Below are 23,871 nucleotides of genomic sequence, written 5' to 3' on the forward strand. Positions count from 1 at the left end.
GTTAACGGTGCCTGTCTATCGGCCCATGAAAAGGGAGACAAGCCTTGGTGCCTTGGCATCGTGCCGTCGCCGCCTGGCTGGATCAGCGCGGGCACCTGTTTGCATGGGTGCCGGTGATGCTGGCCTGCGGGATCGCGCTCTATTTCGGGCTGAAGTCCGAGCCTCCGCTATGGGTGTACGCCGCATTGGCCGGAGGCGTCGGCATGGCGCTTGCGCTGCTGCGCTTTGTCGGCGCGGGGCTGGCGCCGGTGATCTGGGCCGTGGCGCTGGTGGCGCTCGGGCTCTGCATCGCCGCCGCGCGGGCGCATGGCGTGGCCGATGCCAAGCTGGGCTGGCGCTATTACGGCCCCGTGGAGGGGCGCGTGGTGGATATCGACCGATCGGGCTCGGACGCGCTGCGGGTGACGCTGGACCGCGTGGTGCTGCGCTACATGACCCCCGAGCGGACGCCGGGGCGCGTGCGGGTGTCGTTTCACGGCGCGGCGGAGGGGACCGATCCGCAGCCGGGCGAGACGCTGATCCTGACCGCGCACCTGTCGCCGCCCGCCGGCCCGGTCGAGCCGGGGGGCTTCGATTTCCAGCGCCACGCGTGGTTCAAGGGCCTGGGCGCGGTGGGCTACACGCGCACGCCTGTCCTGTTGCTGGAACCGGCGCAGGGCGGGCAGGTCCTGTTCAAGACCCGCATGGCGCTGTCGAGCCGCATCCAGGCGCAGATGCCGGGCGAGGCTGGGGCGTTTGCCGCGGCGATCATGACAGGGGACCGCTCGGGCATGGGGCAGGAAACGCTGACGGCCTTGCGCGTGTCGAACCTGGCGCATCTGCTGGCGATCTCGGGGCTGCATATGGGGCTGCTGGCGGGGTTCGTCTTTGGCGCGCTGCGGCTGGGGATGGCCGCCGTGCCGGGTTGGGGCCTGCGCCTGCCCACCAAGAAGATCGCGGCGGTGGGGGCGTTGCTGGCGGCGGCGGGGTACCTGGCGCTGTCGGGCGGCAACGTGGCGACCGAGCGGGCGTTCGTGATGGTGGCGGTGATGCTGCTGGCGGTGCTGGCGGACCGGCGCGCGCTCAGCCTGCGGGCCGTGGCGCTGGCGGCCTGCATCATCCTGGTGCTACGGCCGGAGGCGCTGATGGGGCCGGGGTTCCAGATGTCCTTCGCGGCGACGACCGCGCTGGTGGCGGTGTTCGGGGCCTTGCGCGACCGGGACTGGCGCGTGGGGCCGAAATGGATGCGGCCGGTCTGGGCCGTGGTCATGTCGTCCTTCGTGGCCGGGCTGGCGACGGCGCCCATTGCCGCCGCGCATTTCAACCAGATCGCCCACTACGGGCTGATGGCGAACCTGCTGAGCGTGCCGCTGATGGGCGTGCTGGTGATGCCGATGGCGGTGCTGGCGGGGCTCCTGATGCCTTTGGGGCTGGAAGGGCTGGCGCTCGCCGTGATGCAGCCCGCGCTGGAGTGGATCCTGGGCGTGGCGCATTGGGTCTCGGGGCTGGAGGGTGCGCGGGGCACGGTGGTTCGCCCGGGGCCCTGGGTGCTGCCGCTTCTGTCTCTGGGGGCGCTTTTCGTCGTGCTGTGGCAGGGGCGGGCGCGGTTTGCCGGGGTGGTGCCGGTGGCGCTGGCCTTTGTCCTTTGGGCGCAGGCGGAGCGGCCCGATATCCTCGTCTCGGACACTGGCAGCCTTGTGGGGGTGATGACGCCCGCGGGCCGGGCGCTGTCGACGGGCCGGGCGTCGGGCTTTGTCGCCGCGAACTGGCTGGAAAATGACGGTGATCCCGAGGATCAGGAGGGTGCCTTTGCCCTCTGGACGAGGGTGGCGGGCGGCGAGGGTTGGCCGATCACCGCCGTCCGGGGCAAGCGCGCGGCGGAGGCGTTCACCGACTGCGCGCCAAAGGACTGGGTGGTGTTCAACAACGTGCCGCAGGCGGAACTGCCCTGCCGCGCGATCCATCCCGGAACGCTGAAGGACACGGGCGCCTTGGCGATATGGCGCGAGGATAACGGCCTGCGTGCCGTCACCGCGCGCGAGATGACCGGCGCGCGGCTTTGGAACACGGACCGCCGGCGGCGGTCCGGGGCGCGTCAGTAGGTGCGGATCAGACCGACAAGGCGGCCCTGCACCTTGACCTGGTCCTCGGGCAGGACGCGGGTCTCGTAGGCGGGGTTCGCGGCTTCCAGGGCTATGGCATTGCCGCGGCGATAGAATTTCTTCAGCGTCGCTTCCTGGTCATCGACCAGCGCCACGACGATATCGCCGTTATCCGCCGTCGACGTCTCGCGGATCACCACCACGTCGCCGTCATTGATGCCCGCCTCGATCATCGAGTCGCCCTTGACCTCGAGCGCATAATGCTGGCCCGGGCCGGCGATCATGTCGCCGGGGACGGCGACGTTGTGGCTGGCATGGGCGATCGCCTCGATCGGGACACCGGCGGCGATGCGGCCCATGACGGGTAGTTCCAGCGCATGCACCGGCGCGACCGGCTGGGCATTGGCGGGTTGCGCGGCCTCGGGGCGGTCGCCGTCTATCACGCGGGGGGTAAAGCCGCCGCTGCCGCCGATCATGTCTCCGCCCATGCTTTCGGGCAGCTTGATGATTTCCAGCGCCCGCGCACGGTGGGCCAAGCGGCGGATGAAGCCGCGTTCCTCCAGGGCCGTGATCAGGCGGTGGATGCCGGATTTCGAGCGCAGGTCCAGCGCATCCTTCATCTCGTCAAAGCTGGGCGGAACACCGTCGCGCTGCACCCGCTTGTGAATGAATTCCAGCAGATCGAGCTGCTTCTTGGTCAGCATTTTTTCACGCCTCCACGGTCCATGCGTTTACATTTGTTCTACGCATGTTCATGTTTTGTGTCAACGGGTCTGTGGATTTACGGTCAGATCGGCACGTAATCGACCCGGTCGCCCTGCGCCCGGGGGGCATCGTCGGCGGGCCGGATCAGCAGCGCGTTGGCGCGGGCCAGCACCGAGAGCATGCCGCTGTCCTGGCTGCGTTCGGGCAGGATGGTGCCGTTCTCGACTTGGGCGCGCATGTAATGCTCGCGCGGGCCGCCGGGGGGCATGTCGGCGGCGAGTTTGGCCGAAAGGCGCGGGGCAGGGTGTGCGCCAAGTCCCTGCATGGCGCGGATCATCGGGGCCATGAAGATGTGCCCGCAGACCATGGCCGAAACCGGGTTGCCGGGCAGGCCCAGCATGGCGGCCTCGCCCATGCGACCGGCCATGAGAGGTTTGCCGGGGCGCATCCGCACCTTGTAGAAGGACCGCTCCATGCCAAGATCGCCCGCCACCGCGCCGACGAGGTCATGGTCGCCCACCGACGCGCCGCCGATGGTGATCACCAGGTCGGCGCCCTTGGCGAGGTCGAAGGCGGTTTCCAGCGCCTCGCGCGTGTCGCCGGCGATGGGCAGCATGCGGGGCTCGGCGCCCAGAGTGTCCAGCAGGGCGCAGAGGCCGAAGGAGTTGGACGCGATGATCTGGTCGGGGCCGGGGTCCTCGCCGGGCATGACCAGCTCGTCGCCGGTGGCGATGAGGGCCACCTTGGGTTTGCGGGTGACGGTGACCTCGGCCACGTTCATCGACGCCAGCAGCGCCACGTCCTCGGGGGACAGCAGGCGGGGCGCCTCGATCCGGTCGCCGATGCGGAAGTCGTCGCCGCGGGGGCGGATGTTCGGCTTCTCTTCCAGCCTGTCACCCAGGGTGATGCGGTCGCCGTCGCGGGTGACATCCTCCTGGATCACGACCTTGTCGGCCCCTTCGGGCACCGGCGCGCCGGTGAAGATGCGGACGGCCTGCTGCGCGCCGACGGTGCCGGCAAAGCCATGCCCGGCGGCGGATTCGCCGATGATGTCGAAGCTGGCGCCGGGCGCGGCCTCGGACGCCTTCAGCGCGTAGCCGTCCATCGAGGAGGCGTCGAACGGCGGCTGGTCGCGGCGCGCCTCGGCATCCTGCGCCAGCACGCGGCCATGCGCCTCGCGCAGCGGAACGGTTTCCGGCACCAGCGGGGAGACGAGCGAAAAGAGGTGCGTGAGAGCCTCGTCGACGGTGATCATTTCGCCTCGTAACGGCCTGATTTTCCGCCGTCTTTCAGCACAACGCGCAGCCCGCCGATTTCCATCGCGCGGTCCACGGCCTTGGCCATGTCATAGACCGTCAGGGCGGCGGTGCTGGCCGCGGTCAGCGCCTCCATCTCGACGCCGGTCTGGCCGGTGGTCTTGACGGTGGCCTCGATGCGGATGCCGGGCAGGTCGGGATCGGGGGTCAGTTCCACCGCGACCTTGGCGATGGGCAGCGGATGGCAGAGCGGGATCAGCTCGGGCGTGCGCTTGGCCCCCATGATGCCGGCGAGCCGCGCGACGGCCAGGACATCGCCCTTCTTCGCGCGGCCTTCGGTAATGATATCAAAGGTTTCGCGGGCCATCTTGACATGGGCCTCGGCCACGGCGACCCGCGCCGTCACGTCCTTGTCCGAGACGTCGACCATGTGGGCGTCGCCCTTGCCGTCGAAATGCGTGAGCCCCGCCATCAGTGCGCCGCCGGCGCGGAGCCGGACAGGATATCGCGGGTTGCGGCGGTGACGTCCTCTTGCCGCATCAGGCTTTCGCCGATGAGGAAGCAGCGCGTACCGTAGCGCGCCATTTCCGCCAGGTCGTCATTGGTGTAGAATCCGCTTTCCGAGATCAGAAGATGCTCGATGGGGGCCAGCCGGGCCAGGCGCTTGGTGGTGTCGAGCGAGGTCTCGAACGTGTTGAGATCGCGGTTGTTGATGCCCAGAAGGTTGGATTTCAGCAGGTTCGTGCGTTCCAGCTCTTCTTCGTTGTGCACCTCGATCAGCGAATCCATGCCGTGCGCGATGGCGGCCTCTTCCAACTCGATGGCCTGGGAGTCGGTGACCGAGGCCATGATGATCAGGATGCAGTCCGCGCCCCAGGCGCGGGCCTCGACCACCTGGTAGGGATCGTAAAGGAAATCCTTGCGCAGCACCGGCAGATCGCAGGCCTCGCGGGCCTGCACTAGGTATTCGGGGGCGCCCTGGAAGCTGGGCGTGTCGGTCAGGACCGACAGGCAGGTGGCGCCGCCCTCGGCATAGGCGGCGGCGAGCGCGGCGGGGTCGAAATCCTCGCGGATGAGGCCCTTGGACGGGCTGGCCTTCTTGATCTCGGCAATCAAGCCGAAGCCGGTCTTGCTGGCCTGCAGGAGTGCATTTCCGAAAGGCCGCACGGGCGGGGCGTTCGCGGCTTCGTTTTCCAGAGTTTCCAGAGGTTTGTCGGCCTTGGCTGCGGCGATTTCCTCCAGCTTGTAGGCCTTGATCTTTTCAAGGATGGACGGCGTGCTCATGCGGCCTCCGATGTGATTTTGGCAAGTGTCTCGATCCGGGCGCGGGCGGCGCCGCTGTCGATGCTGTCGCGGGCCTGCTCGACGCCTTGCTTGAGGTCGTCCGCGTGGCCCGCCACCACAAGGGCTGCGGCGGCGTTCAGCAGCACGGCGTCGCGGTAGGCGCCTTGGGCGCCGTCCAGCAGGGCGCGGAAGGCGCGGCCGTTTTCCTCGGGCGTGCCGCCCAGGATATCCTCGAACGGGTGCATGGGCAGGCCGGCATCCTCGGGATGCACTTCCGCCTCGCGGATGGTGCCGTCCTCTTCCAGCGCCGCCACCTGGCTGGGGGCGGAAATGCTCAGCTCGTCGGTGCCGTCACCGCCATGAACCAGCCAGGCGCGTTCGGCCCCGAGCTGCCCCAGGGTTTCGGCCATGGGGCGGATGAGCGCCGCGCTGAAGGCGCCGGTCAGCTGGCGCTTGACGCCCGCGGGATTGGTGAGCGGGCCGAGGATGTTGAAGATCGTGCGCGTTCCCAGCTCGGCCCGGACGGGGCCGACATGGGCCATGGCCGGATGATGCATGGGCGCCATCATGAAGGCGATTCCGGCCTTTTCCAAAGCCTTTTCAACCACATCCGGGCCGACCATCACGTTGACGCCCATCTGCGTGAGCGCATCGGCCGCGCCGGACTTGGAGCTGAGGTTGCGGTTGCCGTGCTTGGCGACCGGCACGCCCGCACCGGCCACGACAAAGGCGGTGGCGGTCGAGATATTCAGCGTGCCCTTGCCGTCGCCCCCGGTGCCGACGATGTCGATCGCGCCCTTCGGGGCCGTCACCTTGTGGCACTTGGCGCGCATCACGGCGGCGGCGGCGGCGTATTCGTCCACCGTCTCGCCGCGCGTGCGCAGGGCCATCAGGAAGCCGCCCATCTGCGCCGGCGTCGCCTCGCCCTCGAAAAGCGTGGTAAAGGCCGCCTCGGCCTCTGCGCGGCTGAGCGGGCGGTCGGCGGCGGCGGCGATCAGGGGCTTCAGGCTGTCACTCACGCGGGCACCTTCATCACGTCGAGGAAATTCTTCAGCAACGCGTGCCCGTGTTCCGAGCGGATCGATTCGGGGTGGAACTGCACGCCGTGGATGGGCAGCGACTTGTGTTGCAGGCCCATGATCGTGCCGTCCTCGAGTTCCGCCGTGATATCCAGCACATCGGGGCAGGTGTCGCGCGCCACGACGAGCGAATGATAGCGTGTCGCCTCGAACGGCGTGGGCAGTCCGGCAAAGACGCCAGAGGCGGTGTGATGCATCGTGCCCATCTTGCCGTGCACGATGTCCGAGTGGCGCGTGACAGTGCCGCCGAAGACCTCGCCGATGGCCTGATGCCCCAGGCAGACGCCCAGCAGGGGCGTTTCGGTATCCGCCGCCGCCTCGATCAGCGCCTTGCAGATGCCCGCCTGGGACGGCGTGCCGGGGCCGGGAGACAGCAGGATGCCCGCGGGTTTCATCGCCATCGCCTCCTGCACGTTCAGGGCGTCGTTGCGGTGCACTTTCACGTCCGCACCCAGCTCGCCCACGTATTGCACGAGGTTGTAGGTGAAACTGTCGTAGTTATCGATGAGCAGCAACATGTCGCCAATTTCCCGTCTGCGCCGTGTCATTTCGGGCCTATGACCCGGGCTTTCAATCGCGATATAGATGCTCAGGGTTGCGCGGCAGGGTCAAGAGGCGCAAAACTGTTAAGAAAGAAATATGAGGGCAAAAGCAGTGTTACGCGGATATCTTGCCGGATTGGTGACGGGAACGGCGGTGTCGGGGCTTCTCCTGGGCGGGCTTTCCGTGTTGAGCGACCTGCCGGGCGATGCGCCGCCCGAGGCGACCGAGGTGGAGGTGCCCGCGGGCTCGGAATTCGACCAGTCGCGGGAGGATGACGCGGTGTCTCTGCCCAAGCTGCAGGACACGCAGACGCCCGACGCGGTGCCTCAGGTGACCGCACCCGATCCCGATGATCTCAGCTCGCTGGAAGGGGCCGACACCACCTCGTCGGGCCAGCCCGAGACCGGCGCGCCCGAGACCGGCCTGAACATGCCGGACTCGCCCGAGGGCGAGAGCGGTGTCGATGTCGGCTCGGAGCAGCCGGTGCTGCCCAATCCGCAGGCCCAGGCCCCCGAAGCGCCCACGGGGGAGGACGATCTGTCGATTTCCACCGAGCCGGCGCAGCCCGCGATGCCGGAGCCGGAGACCGAAAGCGCAGCTTTTCCCGAAAGGGAGGACGACGGCGTGGATGACCCGGCGGGCGGGAGCGATGCGGCCCCCGCGGCGGACGGCGAGACCGCGCCCGAGGCGCAGGCCGACGCCGCGCCCGAGACCGCCCCGGAGGCCCCGGCAAGCGACATGCCCGCACCGGAGGCGCAGGACGGCGCCGAGCTGTCCGAGCCGCAGGAGGCGGCGGAAGACACCGCGCCAGCGGCCCCGGAGGGCGATGCGCCTGCGGACACGACCGCGCCCGAGGGCGAGGCAGGTGGCGAAGGCGTGGACACGGCAGGCGAGGAGGCCGCGACCGGAACCATCGGCGACCTGGCCGATGGCGTGACCACCAATCGCCTGCCCACGGCCATCGACGAGCCCGAGCCCGACCCGGCGCCCGCCGAAGCGGCGGAGACGGAGGCAGAGACCGCCGAGGCCGCGACGCCGGAGGACCTGCCGCGACTGGAACGCTACGCGACGGCGTTCGAGAACCCCGAGAACAAGCCGCTGATGTCGATCATCCTGATCGACGACGGCACCAGCCCGATCGGCCCGGCCGCATTGGCCGATTTCCCCTATCCGCTCAGCTTTGCGGTGGATGCCTCGGACGCCAACGCCGCCGAAACCGCCGCCAAGTATCGCGCCGCAGGGATGGAGGTGCTGGTCATGGTCGACCTGCCGCAGAATGCCTCCGCCAGCGATGCCGAGACGTCCATGAGCATCTACCTCGAGGCCGTCCCCGAGGCGGTCGCCGTCTTCGAGGGCACCGGGACCGGCCTGCAATCCAGCCGCGAGGCGGCCGAGCAACTGGCGCCGATCCTGCAAGACAGCGGTCATGGCCTGGTGATGTTCCCCAACGGGCTGAACACCGTGCAAAAGCTGATCGCGCGGCAGGGCGTGCCCTCGGCCACCGTGTTCCGGGACTTCGACTCGAACGGCCAGAACGCCAGCGCGGTGCGCCGGTTCCTGGACCAGGCCGCGTTCCGCGCGGGCCAGGAAGAGGGCGGGGTGATCATGGTGGGCCGCCTGCGCCCCGACACGATCAGCGCTCTGCTCTTGTGGGGGTTGCAGGACCGGGCCGCCAGCGTGGCGCTGGCGCCGGTCTCGGCGGTGCTGACGGCGGAGTAGGCTGTCCTCGCGTGACGCGACGGTGCGCGCACCCCCGGTTGCGCCGCGCCTGGGGGATGTCGTAAGGATCCTCAGGAACCGGATATTCCACGATACGCGGCGCAGCAGACCCGGCGGCGCCATTGCCCAGTTGACCACAGTTCAGGACCGTCATTTTCCATGCAAGCCCTTCACCATCCGCTCCAACAACGCAGACTTGCCGCGCTGCGCGACTTCGAGATCCTCGACACGGATCCCGAGAAGGAGTTCGACGAGATCGTGAAGCTGGCCGCGGCGACCTGCGGCACGGCGATCTCGGTGGTCAATTTCATCGATGCCGAACGGCAGTGGTTCAAGGCGGAAACCGGGCTTGGCGTGCGCGAGACGCCGCTGGCCACCTCGATCTGTGCGCATGTGATCCTGCAAGACGAGTTTGCCGAGATCCGGGACACGCTGGACGACCCACGGATGCAGGACAACCCACTGTGCTGCGGCGAGCCCGGCCTGCGCTTTTATGCCGGGGCGCTGCTGACCACGCAGGACGGGCTGCCGCTGGGCACGCTTTGCGTTCTGGACTACGAGCCCCGCGAGCTGACCGCGTTGCAGCGCGACACCCTGCGTGTTCTGGCGCGGCAGGTCGTGACCATGCTGGAGATGCGCAAGGCGCTGCGGTCGGCCGATATCCTGCGCCGCGAGGTGGATCACAGGGTCAAGAATTCGCTGCAATCGCTGTCATCCTTCACCAATCTTCAATCCAGGGCCTTTGCATCGGACGACGCGAAGCTGGCCCTGTCGATGGTCAAGACCCGGATCGACGCGCTGACACAGTTGCACGAGATGCTGTATCAGTCCGACGACCACGGCGTGGTCGAACTGGGGGCCTTCCTGACCAGCGTCTGCGCGCAGATGGAGGGGCTGGCGCCTGACGGGGTCACGCTCGAGGTGGCGACGACGCCGGTCTCGGTCCCGGCGCAGCAGGCCGTGGCCGTGGGGACCTTCGTGAACGAATTCGTCTCGAATTCCTTCAAGCACGGGTTTCGCGATGGGCATAAGGGCAGCGTGACGGTCGAGCTGGGTCTCGAACCGGACGGGCAGGTCCGGCTGACCTGTTCGGATACCGGCGTGGGCCTTCCGCCCGACCACGGGGTCGAGTCCGCCGGTCTGGGAATGAAGATCGCCGAGGTGATCTGCCTGGAGCTTGGCACGGACCTGGACTTGCGCAACGGCGCGCATGGTGTCGAGGCGACGCTGACCTTCACACCCGCGGCGGCGTAGAGCGGACCGGACCGGCGCGACGCGGCGGTGGCTCGTGGCGTGCCCGGCGACGGTGCGGACAAGACCGCCCGGCTCAGGCCTCGCGCCACGTGCCGGGGGCGATCCCGTCCAGCGTGAAGTCCCCCACGCGCCAGCGCACCAGCCGCAGGGTGGGGTGGCCGACATGCGCCGTCATGCGGCGGACCTGCCGGTTGCGGCCTTCTGATATGGTGATCTCCAGCCAGCAATCGGGCACGGATTTGCGGAACCGCACGGGCGGGTCGCGCTGCCAGAGATCAGGTGGGTCGATCCGGCGGGCCTTCGCGGGCCGGGTGGGGCCGTCCTTGAGTGTGACGCCCTTCGCGAGCGCGCCAAGGGCTGCGGCGTCGGGGTCGCCCTCGACCTGCACCAGGTAGGTTTTCTCGGTCTTGAATTTCGGGTTCGACAGGCGCGCCTGCAGCTTGCCGTCGTCGGTCAGCAGCAAGAGCCCCTCGCTGTCGCGGTCGAGCCGCCCGGCGGGATAGACGCCGGGGATGTCGATGAAACCCGAAAGCGTCGGGCGGGGGCTGCCCTCGGTGCCCTTGTCGGTGAACTGCGACAGGACGCCCATGGGTTTGTTGAAGAGGATCAGCATGGCGAGTGGCTGGAGGTGGTGGGGTGGAAGCCGGTCAAGGTGGGGTGAAACCCCACCCTACGTGTTGCCGTTGCCGGTGAAGCGTGTGGCGTCGGCGGCGGCGCGGCGGATGGCGTTGGATTTGTGGACGGTCTCCATGTACTCGGCCTCGGCGTCGCTGTCATAGACCACGCCGCCGCCCGCCTGGATGTAGAGTTTGCCGTCCTTCACCACCGCCGTGCGCAGGGCGATGCACACATCCATGTCGCCGGTGCAGCTGAAATACCCCACGCCGCCGCCATATACGCCGCGTTTTTCCGGTTCCAGTTCGTCGATGATCTCCATCGCGCGGACCTTGGGGGCGCCGGATACCGTACCGGCGGGCAGACCGGCCAGAAGGGCGGAAAGCGCGTCGTGCTCGTCGGAAAGCTCGCCCACCACGTTCGACACGATGTGCATGACGTGGCTGTAGCGCTCGATGATGAACTCTTCCGTGGGTCGCACCGTGCCGATTTTCGCCACGCGGCCCACGTCGTTGCGGCCCAGATCCAGCAGCATCAGGTGCTCGGCCAGTTCCTTTTGATCGGCCAGCAGGTCGGCCTCGTTGGCGCGGTCCTCTTCCGGGGTGGCGCCGCGGGGCCTTGTGCCGGCGATGGGGCGGATCGTGACCTCGCCCTTCATGACGCGGACAAGAATTTCGGGGCTGGCGCCCACCACCTGGAAACCGCCGAAGTTGAAATAGAACATGAAGGGCGACGGGTTGGTGCGCCGCAGGCTGCGATAGAGCGCGAAGGGCGGCTGCGGAAACGCCTGCGTCCAGCGCTGGCTGGGCACGACCTGAAAGATGTCGCCCGCGCGGATGTATTCCTTGGCCTTCTCCACCGCGGCCTTGTAGCCCTCGCGGGTGAAGTTGCTGACCGGATCGCCGGCCTCGCGGGCGTCGCCCAGGTCGCGGGCCTGCTGGGGCAGGGCGCGTTCGAGGTCGCGCACCGCGTCCATCACCCGCTCGGCGGCCTGGGCATAGGCGGCGCGGGGGCTTTGTCCGTCGCTGACCCAGGCGGGGGCCACGACGATCACCTCGCCCTTGACCCCGTCCAGAACGGCCATGACGGAGGGGCGGATCATCACCGCGTCGGGCAGGCCCAGCGGGTCGGGGTTCACGTCGGGCAGGTGTTCGACCAGCCGGATCATGTCATAGCCCAGATAGCCGAAAAGCCCCGCGCTGGCGGCAGGCAGGCCCTCGGGCAGGTCGATCCGACTTTCGGCGATGAGCGCCCGCAGCGTGTCGAGTGGCGAGCCCTCCAGCGGCTGGAACGCGTCCGCGTCGAACCGGGCCTGCCGGTTGATGCGGCTGGTCTGCCCGTGGCACTGCCAGATCAGGTCGGGCTTCATCCCGATCATGGAATAGCGCCCGCGCACCTCGCCGCCGGTCACCGATTCCAGCAGGAACGCATCGCGGGCCGCGCCCGTCAGTTTCAGCATCAGCGACACGGGCGTGTCCAGGTCGGCGGCCAGCCGGGCATAGACGACCTGGTTCTGTCCGGCCTCGTAGCCTTTGGCGAAATCCTCGAATGACGGGGTGAGATCCAACGCGTCAGCCCTTACTGAAAGTTGTTGTGCACGGCGTTGAGCGCGCCCTGGTCGAAATTGACACCGGCGCGAGTGCGGATGTCGTTGGCCAGCACCTGGAACAGGTCCTGCGACAGGCTGCCCGCCGTCTCGTTGCGCAGGAAGCGGTCGATCTGTTGCAGGTCGCCATCCTCGGGGTCGGGCGGCTCGATCGTGTTCAGCTTCAGCACGAAGATGCGGCCATTGCCGTTGATCACCTCGACCTCGCCCGCCTCCATGCCGAACACGGTCTGGATGAACTCCTGCGGGGCTTCCTCGATAAAGCCGCGGCGGGTGACCTCTTCGCTGCCGTCGATGCTCAGCTCGACGTCGTCAAAGCTTTCGCCGGTGGCCAGGCGCCCGACCTTGCCGGCGACCTGCTCGCGCAGAAGCTGGTTGATCCTGGTCTGGGTCCAGGCCTCGGCGACGGCGTCGCGCACCTCGTCGAGCGGTTGCAGGGTGGGGGGCACGGTCTCGTCCAGGCGCATGGCGAAGATGCCGCCATCCTCCAGCTCGATCACTTCCGGATAGTCGTCCTCGCCGAGGTTCGCGGCGGCGGCGCGGAAGCCCTCGTAGGCGGCGATTTCCTCTGACATGCCGGGATGCCAGTCGATGCTGGCCACGCGCATGGCGGTCTCGGCGCCCAGATCCTCGATGGTGGCGCCACCGGCCAGAAGGTCGTCGACCGCATCGACCCGGCCTTCGACCACGCGGCGGGCGCGGTCGACGGCGATGATGTCGCGCAGTTCCGGCTCGGCCTCTTCAAAGGTGGTTTCCTGCGCCTGAAGCACCGCGTTCACGCGGAACAGCGCGGGGCCGACGCTGCTGGGCAGGGGGCCCACCACTTCGGAGGGGGCGGCGCCGAACACCGCATCGGCGGCGTCGCCCAGATCGGCGGCCTCGACGGTGCCCATGTCGGTATCGGCCAGCGCCAGCCCGCGCTCCGCCACCAGATCCTCGAAGCTGGTCTCGCCCTCTTCCAGCCGCGCCATCGCGGCTTCGGCGGCGGCGGTGTCGGAAAACACCAGCCGTTCGACCAGCCGGCGCTCGGGCTGCACGAACTCGTCGCGTCGCGCCTGGTAGGCGTCGCGCAGGGCCTGTTCGTCCACCTCGACCGTGTCGAGGATCATCTCGGGCGTCAGCCACGCATAGGTGATGCGCTTGACCTCGGGGCGGGTGAACCGCGCCTCGTTTTCGGAATGGAAGGCGGCGAGGTCTTCGTCGGTGGGCTCGGGCACGCCGACCTCGAGGTCCTCGCGGCCCAGCACCGCCCATTCGATGCCGCGCCGTTCGCCGAGGTATTGCTTGACGGTGTCGGTGTAGGCCTCTGGCATGGTGACGCCGGACAGCACCGCGGCCTGCACGAAGCTGCGGGCGATCTCGCGGCGGATGTCGTCCTCGAACTCGGACTCGTTCATGCCCATGCGGTCCAGCGTGAAACGGTAGGCCTCGCGGTCGAACTCGCCGCCGGGCCCGGTGAACTGGCGCATCGAGGTGATCTGGTCGGCCAGGTTCGTGTCGCCCACCGAGATGTCGTTGACGATGGTTTCATGGTCCAGCGCGCCCTGCACGGTCAGCTGGCCCATGACGCGCTCGGGGATGTTCAACTCCCGGGCCTGGGCAAAGCTGATGCTTTCGCCCCGGTCGGCCTCTTCGGCGCGGATCTCGTTCTGCAGGCCCTGGAAATAGTCCTGGACCGAGATCTCGGCCTCGCCCACGGTGCCGACCGTGCGCAGGGTTCCCGACAGGCTGGTGACGCCGAAGCCGCCAAGACCGAGGATCAGAAGACCCATCAAGATCCAGACAAGCGGTTTCGTGATGCTTTTGGCTGCCATTTGGCCTCCCCGGGGCTGCTCTTGCGTTCAGGCCTGTCTAAGGCCGGTTTCAGCGAGGAGCAAGGGGCCAGTCAAGCGCGGCCAGCCGGTCGAAGAGCGTGCCGATTTCTGCGCGGTTGACGTTGGCGAAGGCCACGCGGACCTCGCGCTTGCCCTGCGCGTCACCGGCGGGCTGGAACATGGTGCCGGGCAAGAGCAGGATACCGGCCTCGGCCACCAGTTTTTGCGCCAGCTCGTCCGACGGCATGGCGAAGGGGTGGCGGAGATAGGCGAAATAGGCGCCGCAGCCCATGAGGCGCCAGCCCGTGCCCTCGATCTTGTCCATGTTGTCGGAAATGGCCGCGCGGCGGTCGAGGATCTCGTCGCGTTCGCCCGCCAGCCATTGGGAAAGGTTCTGCATCCCCCACAGGGCGGCGATCTGGCCCAGCTGGTTGGGGCAGATGGTGACGGTATCGAGGAACTTCTCGGCCTCGGCAAGCCGCGCGCGGCTGGCGACCATGGCGCCCACCCGGTGGCCGGTCAGGCGATAGGCCTTGGAGAAGGAATAAAGCTGAACGAGCGTGTCGTCCCAAGCGGGATCGGTGAAGAGGTCATGCGGCGCGCCGCTGCGGGCGTCGAAATCGCGGTAGGTCTCGTCGACGATCAGCACGATGCCGTGGCGGCGCGCGAGGTCGAAGAAGGCGCGCACCAGCTCGGCGGGATATTCCACGCCGCCGGGGTTGTTAGGGGTGACCAATGAGACGGCCCGTGTGCGCGGGGTGATCAGCGCGGCGGCCCGCTCGGGGTCGGGCAGCAGCGCGTCATCGGTGGGCAGGGGCACGGAGGCGACGCCCTGCATGTCGAGCCACATCTTGTGGTTGAAGTACCACGGGGTGGGCAGGATGACCTCGTCGCCCTCGGTACACAGCCCGGCGATGGTGGCAGCGAAGGCCTGGTTGCAGCCCGAGGTGATGGCGACCTGGTCGGCCGCGATGGCCCCGCCATAGGCGCCGCACCATTGGCGGGCCACTTCCTCTCGCAGGTCGGGGCGGCCCAGCACGGGGCCGTAGAGATGCGCCTGAGGCTCATTGAGCGCGGCCTCTGCGATGACGCGGCGCAGTTGCTCGGGCGGCGGCTCCACCGGGGCGGCTTGGCTCACGTTGATCAGCGGGCGCTCGGGCGGGAAGGTGACACCCTCCAGCCAGCGCCGCGCCTCCATCACCGGGGGCGAAAAGGTCGTCTCGGTGCGGCTTGTCATGTTGTCCCCTCAGGCCCCGCGATAGGGTTCGACATATTGCAGGGCCAAGTCCCACGGGAAGAAGATCCAGGTGTCCTGGCTGACCTCGGTGACGAAGGTATGGACCAGTTCGCGCCCCTGCGGCTTGGCATAGACAGTGGCGACATGCGCCTTCGGCAGGGCGGCGCGGACCACTTCCAGCGTCTTTCCGGTATCGACGAGGTCATCGACGATTAGCACGCCCTCGCCATCGCCCACAAGGTCGGGGTCGGGGGATTTCAGGATCTTCGGCTTGCCTTGTGTCTGGTGGTCATAGGACTTCACGCTGATCGTATCGACCGCGCGGATGTCCAGCTCGCGCGCGACGATCATCGCGGGGGCCATGCCGCCGCGGGTGATGGCGACCACGGCCTTCCAGTCGGCATCGGCGGGCGCCTCGTCCTGCAACCGCCAGGCCAGCGCGCGGGCGTCGCGGTGCAGCTGGTCCCAGCTGACGTGAAAGCCTTTTTCGTGGGGCAGGCGGTCGGTCATGCGGTGTCTCCCGTTCGGGGGCAGATCAGCTCTTGTCGATATCCGGCGCGTCGACGGCCTTCATGCCGACGATGTGATAGCCCGCGTCCACGTGCAGGTTCTCGCCCGTGGTGCCGCTGCCCAGATCGCTGAGCAGATAGAGCGCGGACTTGCCCACATCCTCGATCGTGATGTTGCGGCGCAGGGGCGAGTTCAGCTCGTTCCATTTCAGGATATAGCGGAAATCGCCGATGCCGCTGGCGGCCAGAGTGCGTATCGGCCCGGCGGAAATGGCGTTCACGCGGATACCGTCGCGACCCAGGTCCTCGGCCAGGTATTTCACCGACGCCTCCAGCGCGGCCTTGGCGACACCCATGACGTTGTAATGCGGCATCACCTGCTCAGCACCATAGTAGGTCAGCGTCAGCATCGAGCCGCCATCGGTCATCAGTTTCTCGGCGCGATGGGCCACGGCGGTGAAGGAATAGACCGAGATATCCATCGTCTTGATGAAATTCTCGCGGCTGGTGTCGACGTAGCGGCCACGCAACTCGTTCTTGTCGGAAAAGCCGATGGCATGGACCAGGAAGTCGATCTTGCCCCATTTCTTTTCCAACTCGTCGAACAGGGCTCCGATCGAGGCCATGTCGGCCACGTCGCAGGGCAGGACGGTGTCGCTGCCCAGTTCCTCGGCCAATGGTTTGACGCGTTTCAGCAGCGCCTCGCCCTGGTAGGAGAAGGCCAGTTCGGCACCGGCGTCGGCGCAGGCCTTGGCGATTCCCCACGCAATGGATTTGTCATTGGCCAATCCCATGATCAGCCCACGCTTGCCCGCCATCAGTTGATTTGACATTCAGTGCCCTCGGCCCACTTCGCTTGTCTGACTGCTTTAGGCGATTGCAAAAGGTGCATCAAGCCAAAGACCGGATGCGACGGCATGCAGGCGAGAATGCGTGGCGGGCGGATCAGGTTGTACTTGCGCAATCGCGCGCCGCGGTCTAGCGCGGGAAGGGGACAGGACGGGAAAGATCGAATGACCGACAGAAACGGAAAATTCGCGGGCGACGATCCCTTCGAGATCGCGCGCGCCTGGCTGGCCGAAGCCGAGAAGACCGAGACCAACGATCCCAACGCCATGGCGCTGGCGACGGTCGATCCCGAGGGGATGCCCAATGTCCGAATGGTTCTGCTGAAAAGCATCGGCCCGGACAGTTTCGTGTTCTATACCAATTACGAGAGCGCCAAGGGCGCCGAGATCGCGGCCAGCGGCAAGGTCGCGCTGGTGCTGCACTGGAAATCGCTGCGCCGCCAGATCCGGGTGCGCGGCACCGTCACCCGCGAGGACGGCCCCGAGGCCGACGCCTATTTCGCGTCGCGCTCGCTTAAAAGCCGCCTGGGGGCGTGGGCGTCGAAGCAATCGCAACCGCTGGGCTCGCGGACCGAGCTGATGGCCGAGGTGGCGCGCGTGACCGCCGCCAAGGGGCCGAATCCACCGCGTCCCGAGTTTTGGGGCGGGTTTCGTATCGCTCCGGTTGAAATCGAATTCTGGGCCGACGGCGCCTTCCGTCTGCACGATCGGTTTGTCTGGCGACGGGATGCGCAGGAAAGTGACTGGGAAATCAAGCGGTTAAGTCCATAACGGACGCGCGGTTCAGGGATGCACACCGTTGAATACCATGGGAGTCTCTTGAAACCGTGGTTCACTTCGGCGCAATATTCCGAAACGGCCTGTGAACACGGCCCAACCGGACAGTGAGCGTGGAAGACTCGGCAAACGGCACCAGGCAATTGCATGGCCATGTAAAGTGGTTCGATCCCGTCAAGGGGTTCGGATTCGTCGTGGCCGACGAGGGCGGTCCGGACATCCTGCTGCACGCCAACGTTCTGCGCAATTTCGGTCAAAGCTCCGTCGCCGACCGCGCCGGCATCCTGCTGACGGTCCAGCAGACCGAACGCGGCGTGCAGGCGGTGGAGGTGCTGGAGATCAAGCCTCCGGAGGATGCCGAGGCCACCGGGCTGGCGGACCTGGAAGGTATCGACCCCGAGGTGATCCGCGCCGCCCCGCTGGAACCGGCGCGGGTGAAATGGTTCGACAAGGGCAAGGGGTTCGGCTTTGCCAACACGTTCGGGCGTGACGAGGACGTGTTCGTTCACATAGAAGTGTTGCGCCGGTCGGGCCTTGCGGACTTGCAGCCGGGCGAGGCCCTTGCCATTCGTGTCATAGAAGGTAAACGCGGCCGCATGGCCACGGAGGTGTGTGGATGGGAAATGGCGGTCAAGGAATCCAAGGGCTCCTGACGGGCGCCTTGGCGCTGCTGCTGACGGCGGGGGCCGCGATTGGCGCCTGCCGCGACGACAAGGTCGACCTGCGCGGCGACTGGGGCTCTGCCAGCTTCACGGTGGAACTGGCCGACGACAGGGCCGAGCGGGCGCAGGGGCTGATGAACCGCGATAGCATGGCGCGTTCGGCGGGCATGCTGTTCGCCTATCCGGCGCCGCGCCCGGTGCGGTTCTGGATGCGCAACACGCTTATCCCGCTCGACATGATCTTTCTCGACGACACCGGCACGGTGCAGAAGGTGCATCACGAGGCGCAGCCGCTGGACGAGTCGCTGATCTACGGCGGCGACGCGATCCAGTACGTGCTGGAGATCAATGGCGGCATGGCCCGGCAACTGGGCATTTCCGAAGGCACCGAGCTGCGCCACCCGGCGATCGCTGCCGCCGCCTGGCCCTGCGACGCCGAGTAGGCCTGCGTGCGCCCGTCCCGGGCCTGACCCGGGACCTCTTGCCGGGAGATCCCGGATCAAGTCCGGGATGCCATGTCGCGCAGATTCAGCGCGCGTCGCAATGGGGCTTTCCATTCGTCGCAAACCGCTCTACACGGGGCGCCACGGTCCGGGGCGTGGCGCAGTCTGGTAGCGCACCTGTTTTGGGTACAGGGGGTCGTAGGTTCGAATCCTGCCGCCCCGACCACTGAGAAGAGGAGAGCTGATGCTCGATTCCAATCTCTTGCTCGAATACGCTGCAAACTTCTATGGATACGGCGATCTTTCGGCGCCGATTTGGTTCATCGGGATGGAAGAAGGTGGTGGCGGCAAGGACACCGTCGAGAAGCGTTTGGAAGCGTGGGAGAGGCGCGGGCGACGAGCGGTTGAAGACCTCGCCGATTATCACGAAGCCATGGGCGTTGGCCATTTGACGACCGGCAAGAACGTGAAGCTCCAGTCGACCTGGGCCAAGCTGATCTACTTTCAGATGTCAGCGGAAGGAGCGAAACCGGACCGCGAAGCGGTTCGCGACTTTCAAGCTTCTACTTGGGGGCGTGATTCCTCTAAAACATGCTTGCTGGAGTTGATGCCGCTACCGAAGCGAAAAGCCTCTTGCTGGCAATATGACGAGTGGACCGACATCCCCGAACTTTGGTCGCGTGAACTCTATTTCGCTCATTTCGCGGCGACGCGTGCACAAGGTCTGAAAACCTTGATCCAAGAGAACAAGCCGAAGATTATTGTCTTCTACGGAAAAAGCGGCGGCTTTTCCTGCCACTGGCCCTGGATTGCCGGAGTAAAGCTGGAACATTGGCAAAAAGCTGGAACGTGGCGCGAGCTTACATCGGGAGATCAGAAGTTCATCATCGCCCCTCATCCCACCGCGCATCACTCCACGAATGAGACGTGGGCAAGAGCAGGTGCAGAAGTTTCCGGAGACGTTACCATAGACCGGCCCGGTCGGTTCTCCAGATAAAGCGTCTTGTCCGCGCGCAGGGGGTCGTAGGTTCGAATCCTGCCGCCCCGACCACTTCTTCCTCCAGCACAACTTGGGACGTCCGATTAGCGGTGATTCTGCGGAATCGGGGTCGGTCGAGTGCGCAGGCCGATGGTTGCGCTCTATATGGGGCCGGCAGCGGCCTGTGGATACAATATGTGGTGGGTTTTTGGGCAGCACGGGTCTCGAGAGCCGAACTGGTCCGTTCAGAACCGGCTAAGCCGCATGTATGAAAGCGCTTTTCGCGCCCGGTGTCCGGGCCGCCTTCGCCCTGGCCCGCCGAATGAATCGCCAGGGGCCGCGCGCCGCCGTTGTGGATAAGCCGGTCAACCCAAATTTTTCGGCAATCAGGGTAAAAAATTCGTTGACCGTCTATGTCCCGATACGCCACTTTGTGTGGGCGGATCAGCAAGCCACAAGATATAGTGGAGCGGATCCAGGTAGGGACAGACACCACGAATTCCGCCGGCACCGCCGGGATATGCAGGGTGCGACCGGATGCGGCGCATCGGCAGGCATCGTTTTCCCTCCTGGTCCACTGAGACGCGCAGGTTTGCGGCCAAAGGCCGTGCTGGTCATAAAATGCTGGATCATGGGGCAGCCACAATGAAGATTGAAAGAAAGTTCACCAAGGCAGGTCAGGACGCTTACGCGGAGCTGGATTTCGTCACCACGAGTTCGGAAATCCGCAACCCTGACGGCACCACCGTCTTCAAGCTGGACGAGGTCGAGGTGCCCGCCAAGTGGAGCCAGGTCGCCAGCGACGTGATCGCCCAGAAATACTTTCGCAAGGCCGGCGTGCCCACCGCGTTGAAGAAGGTCGAGGAAAAGGACGTGCCCGAGTTCCTGTGGCGCTCGGTCCCCGCCAGTGACGACACGCCGAAAACCGGCGAGACCAGCGCCAAGCAGGTTTTCGACCGGCTGGCCGGCGCCTGGGCCTACTGGGGCTGGAAGGGTGGCTATTTCACCACCGAGGAAGACGCCCGCGCCTATTTCGACGAGATGCGCTTCATGCTGGCGCGGCAGATGGCGGCGCCCAACAGCCCGCAATGGTTCAACACCGGCCTGCACTGGGCCTATGGCATCGACGGCCCGGGCCAGGGCCACTACTACGTGGATTTCAAGACGGGCGAACTGACCAAATCGAGCAGCGCCTATGAGCACCCGCAGCCTCATGCGTGTTTCATCCAGTCGGTCAAGGACGACCTTGTCGGGGACGGCGGCATCATGGATCTGTGGGTGCGCGAGGCCCGCCTGTTCAAGTACGGCTCGGGCACCGGCACCAACTTTTCCTCGCTGCGGGCGGCCAACGAGCCGCTGTCGGGCGGCGGCAAGTCCAGCGGCCTGATGGGGTTCCTGAAGATCGGCGACCGCGCGGCAGGCGCGATCAAGTCGGGCGGCACCACGCGCCGCGCCGCCAAGATGGTGATCTGCGACGTCGACCACCCCGATATCGAGGATTTCATCAACTGGAAGGTCATCGAGGAACAGAAGGTGGCGTCGATCGTCGCCGGCTCCAAGATGCACGAGGCGAAGCTCAATGACATCTTCGGCGCGATCCGCGCCTGGGACGGCAGCACCGAGGATGCGGTCGACCCCAGCAAGAACGCACAACTCAAAGACGCCATTCGCGGCGCGAAAAAGTCGGCCATCCCGGAAACCTATGTCAAGCGCGTGCTGGACTATGCTCGCCAAGGCTACGAGAGCATCGAGTTTCCGACCTATGACACCGACTGGGACAGTGAAGCATACGCTTCTGTATCGGGGCAGAACTCCAACAACTCGATCCGCGTCACCGATGCCTTCCTGAAGGCGGTCAAGGACGACGCGATGTGGCCGCTGACCAACCGGACCGACGGTAAGGTCGTCAAGGAAATCCCCGCCCGCGAGCTGTGGGAGAAGGTGGGCCATGCCGCATGGGCCTGCGCCGATCCGGGCATCCAGTACCACGACACGGTCAACGCCTGGCACACCTGCCCGGAAGACGGGGCGATCCGCGGCTCGAACCCGTGCTCGGAATACATGTTCCTCGACGACACGGCCTGCAACCTGGCGTCGATGAACCTGCTGCAATTCTTCGACGGCACCACATTCGATGCGGAAGCGTATGTTCACGCCACGCGCCTCTGGACCGTGACGCTGGAAATCTCGGTTACCATGGCGCAGTTCCCCAGCCAGGAGATCGCGCAGCTGAGCTACGAGTTCCGCACGCTGGGGCTGGGTTACGCCAATATCGGCGGCCTCCTGATGAACATGGGCTTTGGCTATGACAGCGACGAGGGCCGGGCGCTCTGCGGTGCGCTGACCGCGATCATGACCGGCGTGGCCTATGCCACCTCGGCCGAGATGGCCAAGGAACTGGGCCCGTTCGCCGGCTACGACCGCAACAAGGCGCACATGCTGCGGGTCATGCGTAACCACCGCAACGCCGCCTATGGCGCGACCGAAGGCTATGAGAAGCTGGCCGTGAAACCCGTGCCGCTGGACCTGGCCAACGTGCCGGACACCCGTCTGGCCGACCTGGCGATGGCCAGCTGGGACGAGGCGCTGAAGCTGGGCGAACAGCACGGCTACCGCAACGCGCAATCCACTGTGATCGCGCCCACCGGCACCATCGGCCTGGTGATGGACTGCGACACCACCGGCATCGAGCCCGACTTCGCGCTGGTGAAGTTCAAGAAGCTGGCCGGGGGCGGCTATTTCAAGATCATCAACCAGTCGGTGCCTGCCGCACTCGAAAAGCTGGGCTATGGCAGCGCCGAGATCGAGGAGATCGTCGCCTATGCCGTGGGCCACGGCACCATCGGCAACGCGCCGGGCGTCAACCACACCACGCTCGCCGGCCACGGCTTTGGCGCCAACGAGCTGGCCAAGATCGACGCGGCGCTTGGCAGCGCCTTCGACATCCGCTTCGTCTTCAACCAGTGGACGCTGGGCGAGGAGTTCTGCCGCAACGTGCTGGGCATCCCGGCCGAAAAGCTGAACGACCCGACCTTCGACCTGCTGGCCTCGCTGGGCTATTCCCGGAAGGACATCGAGGCGGCCAACGACCACGTCTGCGGGACGATGACGCTGGAAGGCGCACCGCACCTGCGCGAAGAACATTACGTGGTCTTCGACTGCGCCAACCCCTGCGGCAAGAAGGGCAAGCGCTTCCTGTCGGTGAACTCCCACATCGACATGATGGCGGCGGCGCAGTCGTTTATCTCGGGCGCGATCTCCAAGACGATCAACATGCCCAACGACGCCTCCATCGAGGATTGCCAGGCCGCGTATGAGCGCAGCTGGCAGATGGGGGTGAAGGCCAACGCGCTCTACCGCGACGGCTCGAAACTCAGCCAACCGCTGGCCGCCGCGCTGGTCGAGGATGACGACGAGGCCGCCGAAGTGCTGGAAAGCGGCTCGGCGCAGGAAAAGGCCGCCGTGCTGGCCGAGAAGATCGTCGAGAAGGTGATCGTCAAGGAAGTGGTGAAATCGCACCGCGAGAAGATGCCGGAGCGTCGCAAGGGCTACACCCAAAAGGCGGTCGTCGGCGGGCACAAGGTGTACCTGCGGACGGGCGAATATGGTGACGGTAGCCTTGGCGAGATCTTCATCGACATGCACAAGGAAGGCGCCGGGTTCCGGGCGATGATGAACAACTTCGCCATCGCGGTCTCGGTCGGTCTGCAATACGGCGTGCCGCTGGAGGAGTTCGTGGACGCCTTTACCTTCACCAAGTTCGAACCGGCGGGGATGGTGCAGGGCAATGACAGCATCAAGAACGCCACGTCGATCCTGGACTATATCTTCCGCGAACTGGCGGTCAGCTATCTCGACCGCACGGACCTGGCGCATGTCAAACCAGAAGGCGCGTCGTTCGACGACCTTGGCCGTGGCGAAGAGGAAGGCGTGAGCAATATCAAGGAGATGTCGGGCGAAGCGGCCTCGAAATCCCTCGAAGTGCTCAAGCAGATCAGCTCCACGGGCTACCTGCGCAAGCGTCTGCCCCAGGAACTGGTGGTGCTGAACGGCGGGGCGGCGCTCGCCACCGCGCTCGACAGCGGCGATCCCGAGACGGCGCTGAAGACGCTGGTGCCGGAAACCAAGCCGGCCAGCGCGACCACGACCACGGCGGTGTCCTCGGGCACGGTGGGCATGACGGCGGCGACCAAGGCCAAGATGCAGGGCTACGAGGGCGAGGCCTGCGGCGAATGCGGCAACTACACGCTGGTGCGCAACGGCACCTGCATGAAGTGCAACACCTGCGGCGCGACGTCCGGGTGTAGCTGACTGAACACGCATCCCCTGGGGGATGTGTAGGGGCGGTCCCGGCTTGGCGTTAGGCCGGCCGCCCCGACGAGACAGGCCAGTGGCGCGAGACATCGCGCGGGGTCTGAAGACTAGGGTGGGGGCAGACTATCGCTCTGACCCATCCTGAT

The 23,871-nt window shown here is 66.5% G+C and carries 20 protein-coding genes and 1 tRNA gene; 9 read left to right on the forward strand and 12 right to left on the reverse strand.

Annotation, left to right across the window (positions count from 1 at the left end; all coding sequences use genetic code 11):
* The first annotated feature begins 47 nt into the window (after window positions 1-47).
* Window positions 48-2,081, forward strand: coding sequence for a ComEC/Rec2 family competence protein (locus KUV49_RS11300; protein ID WP_410000763.1), 2,034 nt, complete (start codon window positions 48-50; stop codon window positions 2,079-2,081).
* Here KUV49_RS11300 and lexA read toward each other — a convergent pair.
* The 6 genes from lexA to KUV49_RS11330 form a co-directional block, all read right to left on the reverse strand.
* Window positions 2,075-2,785, reverse strand: a complete 711-nt coding sequence (gene lexA / locus KUV49_RS11305; protein WP_152492228.1) for a transcriptional repressor LexA — start codon at window positions 2,783-2,785, stop codon at window positions 2,075-2,077. The two genes, KUV49_RS11300 and lexA, sit on opposite strands and share 7 nt — an antisense overlap.
* Before the next feature lie 83 nt (window positions 2,786-2,868).
* On the reverse strand, window positions 2,869-4,041 hold the full coding sequence (glp, locus tag KUV49_RS11310; protein WP_222450039.1) for a gephyrin-like molybdotransferase Glp: 1,173 nt from the start codon (window positions 4,039-4,041) through the stop codon (window positions 2,869-2,871).
* Window positions 4,038-4,514, reverse strand: coding sequence for a cyclic pyranopterin monophosphate synthase MoaC (gene moaC, locus KUV49_RS11315; RefSeq protein WP_222450040.1), 477 nt, complete (start codon window positions 4,512-4,514; stop codon window positions 4,038-4,040). Before moaC ends, glp begins: the two co-directional genes overlap by 4 nt.
* Window positions 4,514-5,326: an indole-3-glycerol phosphate synthase TrpC gene (gene trpC, locus KUV49_RS11320; protein ID WP_222450041.1), complete on the reverse strand. Its 813-nt coding sequence runs from the start codon at window positions 5,324-5,326 to the stop codon at window positions 4,514-4,516. The genes moaC and trpC overlap by 1 nt, the downstream gene beginning before the upstream one ends.
* Window positions 5,323-6,345 (reverse strand): anthranilate phosphoribosyltransferase, encoded by a 1,023-nt coding sequence (gene trpD / locus KUV49_RS11325; protein ID WP_222450042.1) that lies wholly within the window; start codon window positions 6,343-6,345, stop codon window positions 5,323-5,325. The genes trpC and trpD overlap by 4 nt, the downstream gene beginning before the upstream one ends.
* Window positions 6,342-6,923 carry an anthranilate synthase component II gene (locus tag KUV49_RS11330; protein ID WP_222450043.1) on the reverse strand — a complete coding sequence of 194 codons (582 nt, stop codon included), beginning with the start codon at window positions 6,921-6,923 and terminating at the stop codon, window positions 6,342-6,344. Before KUV49_RS11330 ends, trpD begins: the two co-directional genes overlap by 4 nt.
* Before the next feature lie 136 nt (window positions 6,924-7,059).
* Here KUV49_RS11330 and KUV49_RS11335 point away from each other — a divergent pair, with 136 nt between their 5' ends.
* Both KUV49_RS11335 and KUV49_RS11340 read left to right on the forward strand, forming a co-directional pair.
* A complete protein-coding gene (locus KUV49_RS11335) occupies window positions 7,060-8,667 on the forward strand; it encodes a divergent polysaccharide deacetylase family protein (protein ID WP_315899502.1) in 1,608 nt (535 codons plus the stop codon).
* 159 nt (window positions 8,668-8,826) lie between these two features.
* On the forward strand, window positions 8,827-9,921 hold the full coding sequence (locus KUV49_RS11340) for a sensor histidine kinase (RefSeq protein ID WP_222450044.1): 1,095 nt from the start codon (window positions 8,827-8,829) through the stop codon (window positions 9,919-9,921).
* Window positions 9,922-9,994: 73 nt separating this feature from the next.
* Here the strand turns inward: KUV49_RS11340 and KUV49_RS11345 are convergent, their stop codons facing one another.
* Genes KUV49_RS11345 through fabI form a run of 6 tightly spaced genes read right to left on the reverse strand, consistent with a single transcriptional unit; the run spans window position 9,995 to window position 16,535 of the window.
* On the reverse strand, window positions 9,995-10,534 hold the full coding sequence (locus KUV49_RS11345) for a pseudouridine synthase (protein WP_222450045.1): 540 nt from the start codon (window positions 10,532-10,534) through the stop codon (window positions 9,995-9,997).
* 57 nt (window positions 10,535-10,591) lie between these two features.
* Entirely contained in the window at window positions 10,592-12,103 is a 1,512-nt protein-coding gene (gene trpE, locus KUV49_RS11350) for an anthranilate synthase component I (protein ID WP_222450046.1), read from the reverse strand.
* An 11-nt stretch (window positions 12,104-12,114) separates the two neighbouring features.
* Window positions 12,115-13,956 (reverse strand): peptidyl-prolyl cis-trans isomerase, encoded by a 1,842-nt coding sequence (locus KUV49_RS11355; RefSeq protein WP_222450047.1) that lies wholly within the window; start codon window positions 13,954-13,956, stop codon window positions 12,115-12,117.
* Window positions 13,957-14,005: 49 nt separating this feature from the next.
* Window positions 14,006-15,193: an aminotransferase gene (locus KUV49_RS11360; protein ID WP_222450048.1), complete on the reverse strand. Its 1,188-nt coding sequence runs from the start codon at window positions 15,191-15,193 to the stop codon at window positions 14,006-14,008.
* 9 nt (window positions 15,194-15,202) lie between these two features.
* Entirely contained in the window at window positions 15,203-15,703 is a 501-nt protein-coding gene (gene gpt, locus KUV49_RS11365) for a xanthine phosphoribosyltransferase (protein WP_152492239.1), read from the reverse strand.
* Window positions 15,704-15,728: 25 nt separating this feature from the next.
* Entirely contained in the window at window positions 15,729-16,535 is an 807-nt protein-coding gene (gene fabI / locus KUV49_RS11370; RefSeq protein ID WP_152492240.1) for an enoyl-ACP reductase FabI, read from the reverse strand.
* Window positions 16,536-16,715: 180 nt separating this feature from the next.
* On the opposite strand from fabI, the gene pdxH reads away from it, so the two are divergent.
* From pdxH to KUV49_RS11400, 6 genes are all read left to right on the forward strand, one after another.
* Window positions 16,716-17,321 (forward strand): pyridoxamine 5'-phosphate oxidase, encoded by a 606-nt coding sequence (pdxH, locus tag KUV49_RS11375; protein ID WP_222450049.1) that lies wholly within the window; start codon window positions 16,716-16,718, stop codon window positions 17,319-17,321.
* A 119-nt stretch (window positions 17,322-17,440) separates the two neighbouring features.
* Window positions 17,441-17,980 carry a cold-shock protein gene (locus KUV49_RS11380; protein WP_410000764.1) on the forward strand — a complete coding sequence of 180 codons (540 nt, stop codon included), beginning with the start codon at window positions 17,441-17,443 and terminating at the stop codon, window positions 17,978-17,980.
* Complete coding sequence (locus KUV49_RS11385; RefSeq protein WP_222450050.1) at window positions 17,944-18,432, forward strand: DUF192 domain-containing protein; 489 nt, start codon at window positions 17,944-17,946, stop codon at window positions 18,430-18,432. Before KUV49_RS11380 ends, KUV49_RS11385 begins: the two co-directional genes overlap by 37 nt.
* A 149-nt stretch (window positions 18,433-18,581) precedes the next feature.
* Window positions 18,582-18,658, forward strand: a tRNA-Pro gene (locus tag KUV49_RS11390).
* 18 nt (window positions 18,659-18,676) lie between these two features.
* A complete protein-coding gene (locus tag KUV49_RS11395) occupies window positions 18,677-19,429 on the forward strand; it encodes a hypothetical protein (protein WP_222450051.1) in 753 nt (250 codons plus the stop codon).
* Window positions 19,430-20,056: 627 nt separating this feature from the next.
* Window positions 20,057-23,722, forward strand: coding sequence for a vitamin B12-dependent ribonucleotide reductase (locus KUV49_RS11400; RefSeq protein WP_222450052.1), 3,666 nt, complete (start codon window positions 20,057-20,059; stop codon window positions 23,720-23,722).
* Window positions 23,723-23,871 lie beyond the last annotated feature (149 nt).

The sequence above is a fragment of the Roseovarius atlanticus genome (assembly GCF_019802205.1).
Taxonomy (GTDB): Bacteria; Pseudomonadota; Alphaproteobacteria; order Rhodobacterales; family Rhodobacteraceae; genus Roseovarius; species Roseovarius atlanticus_A.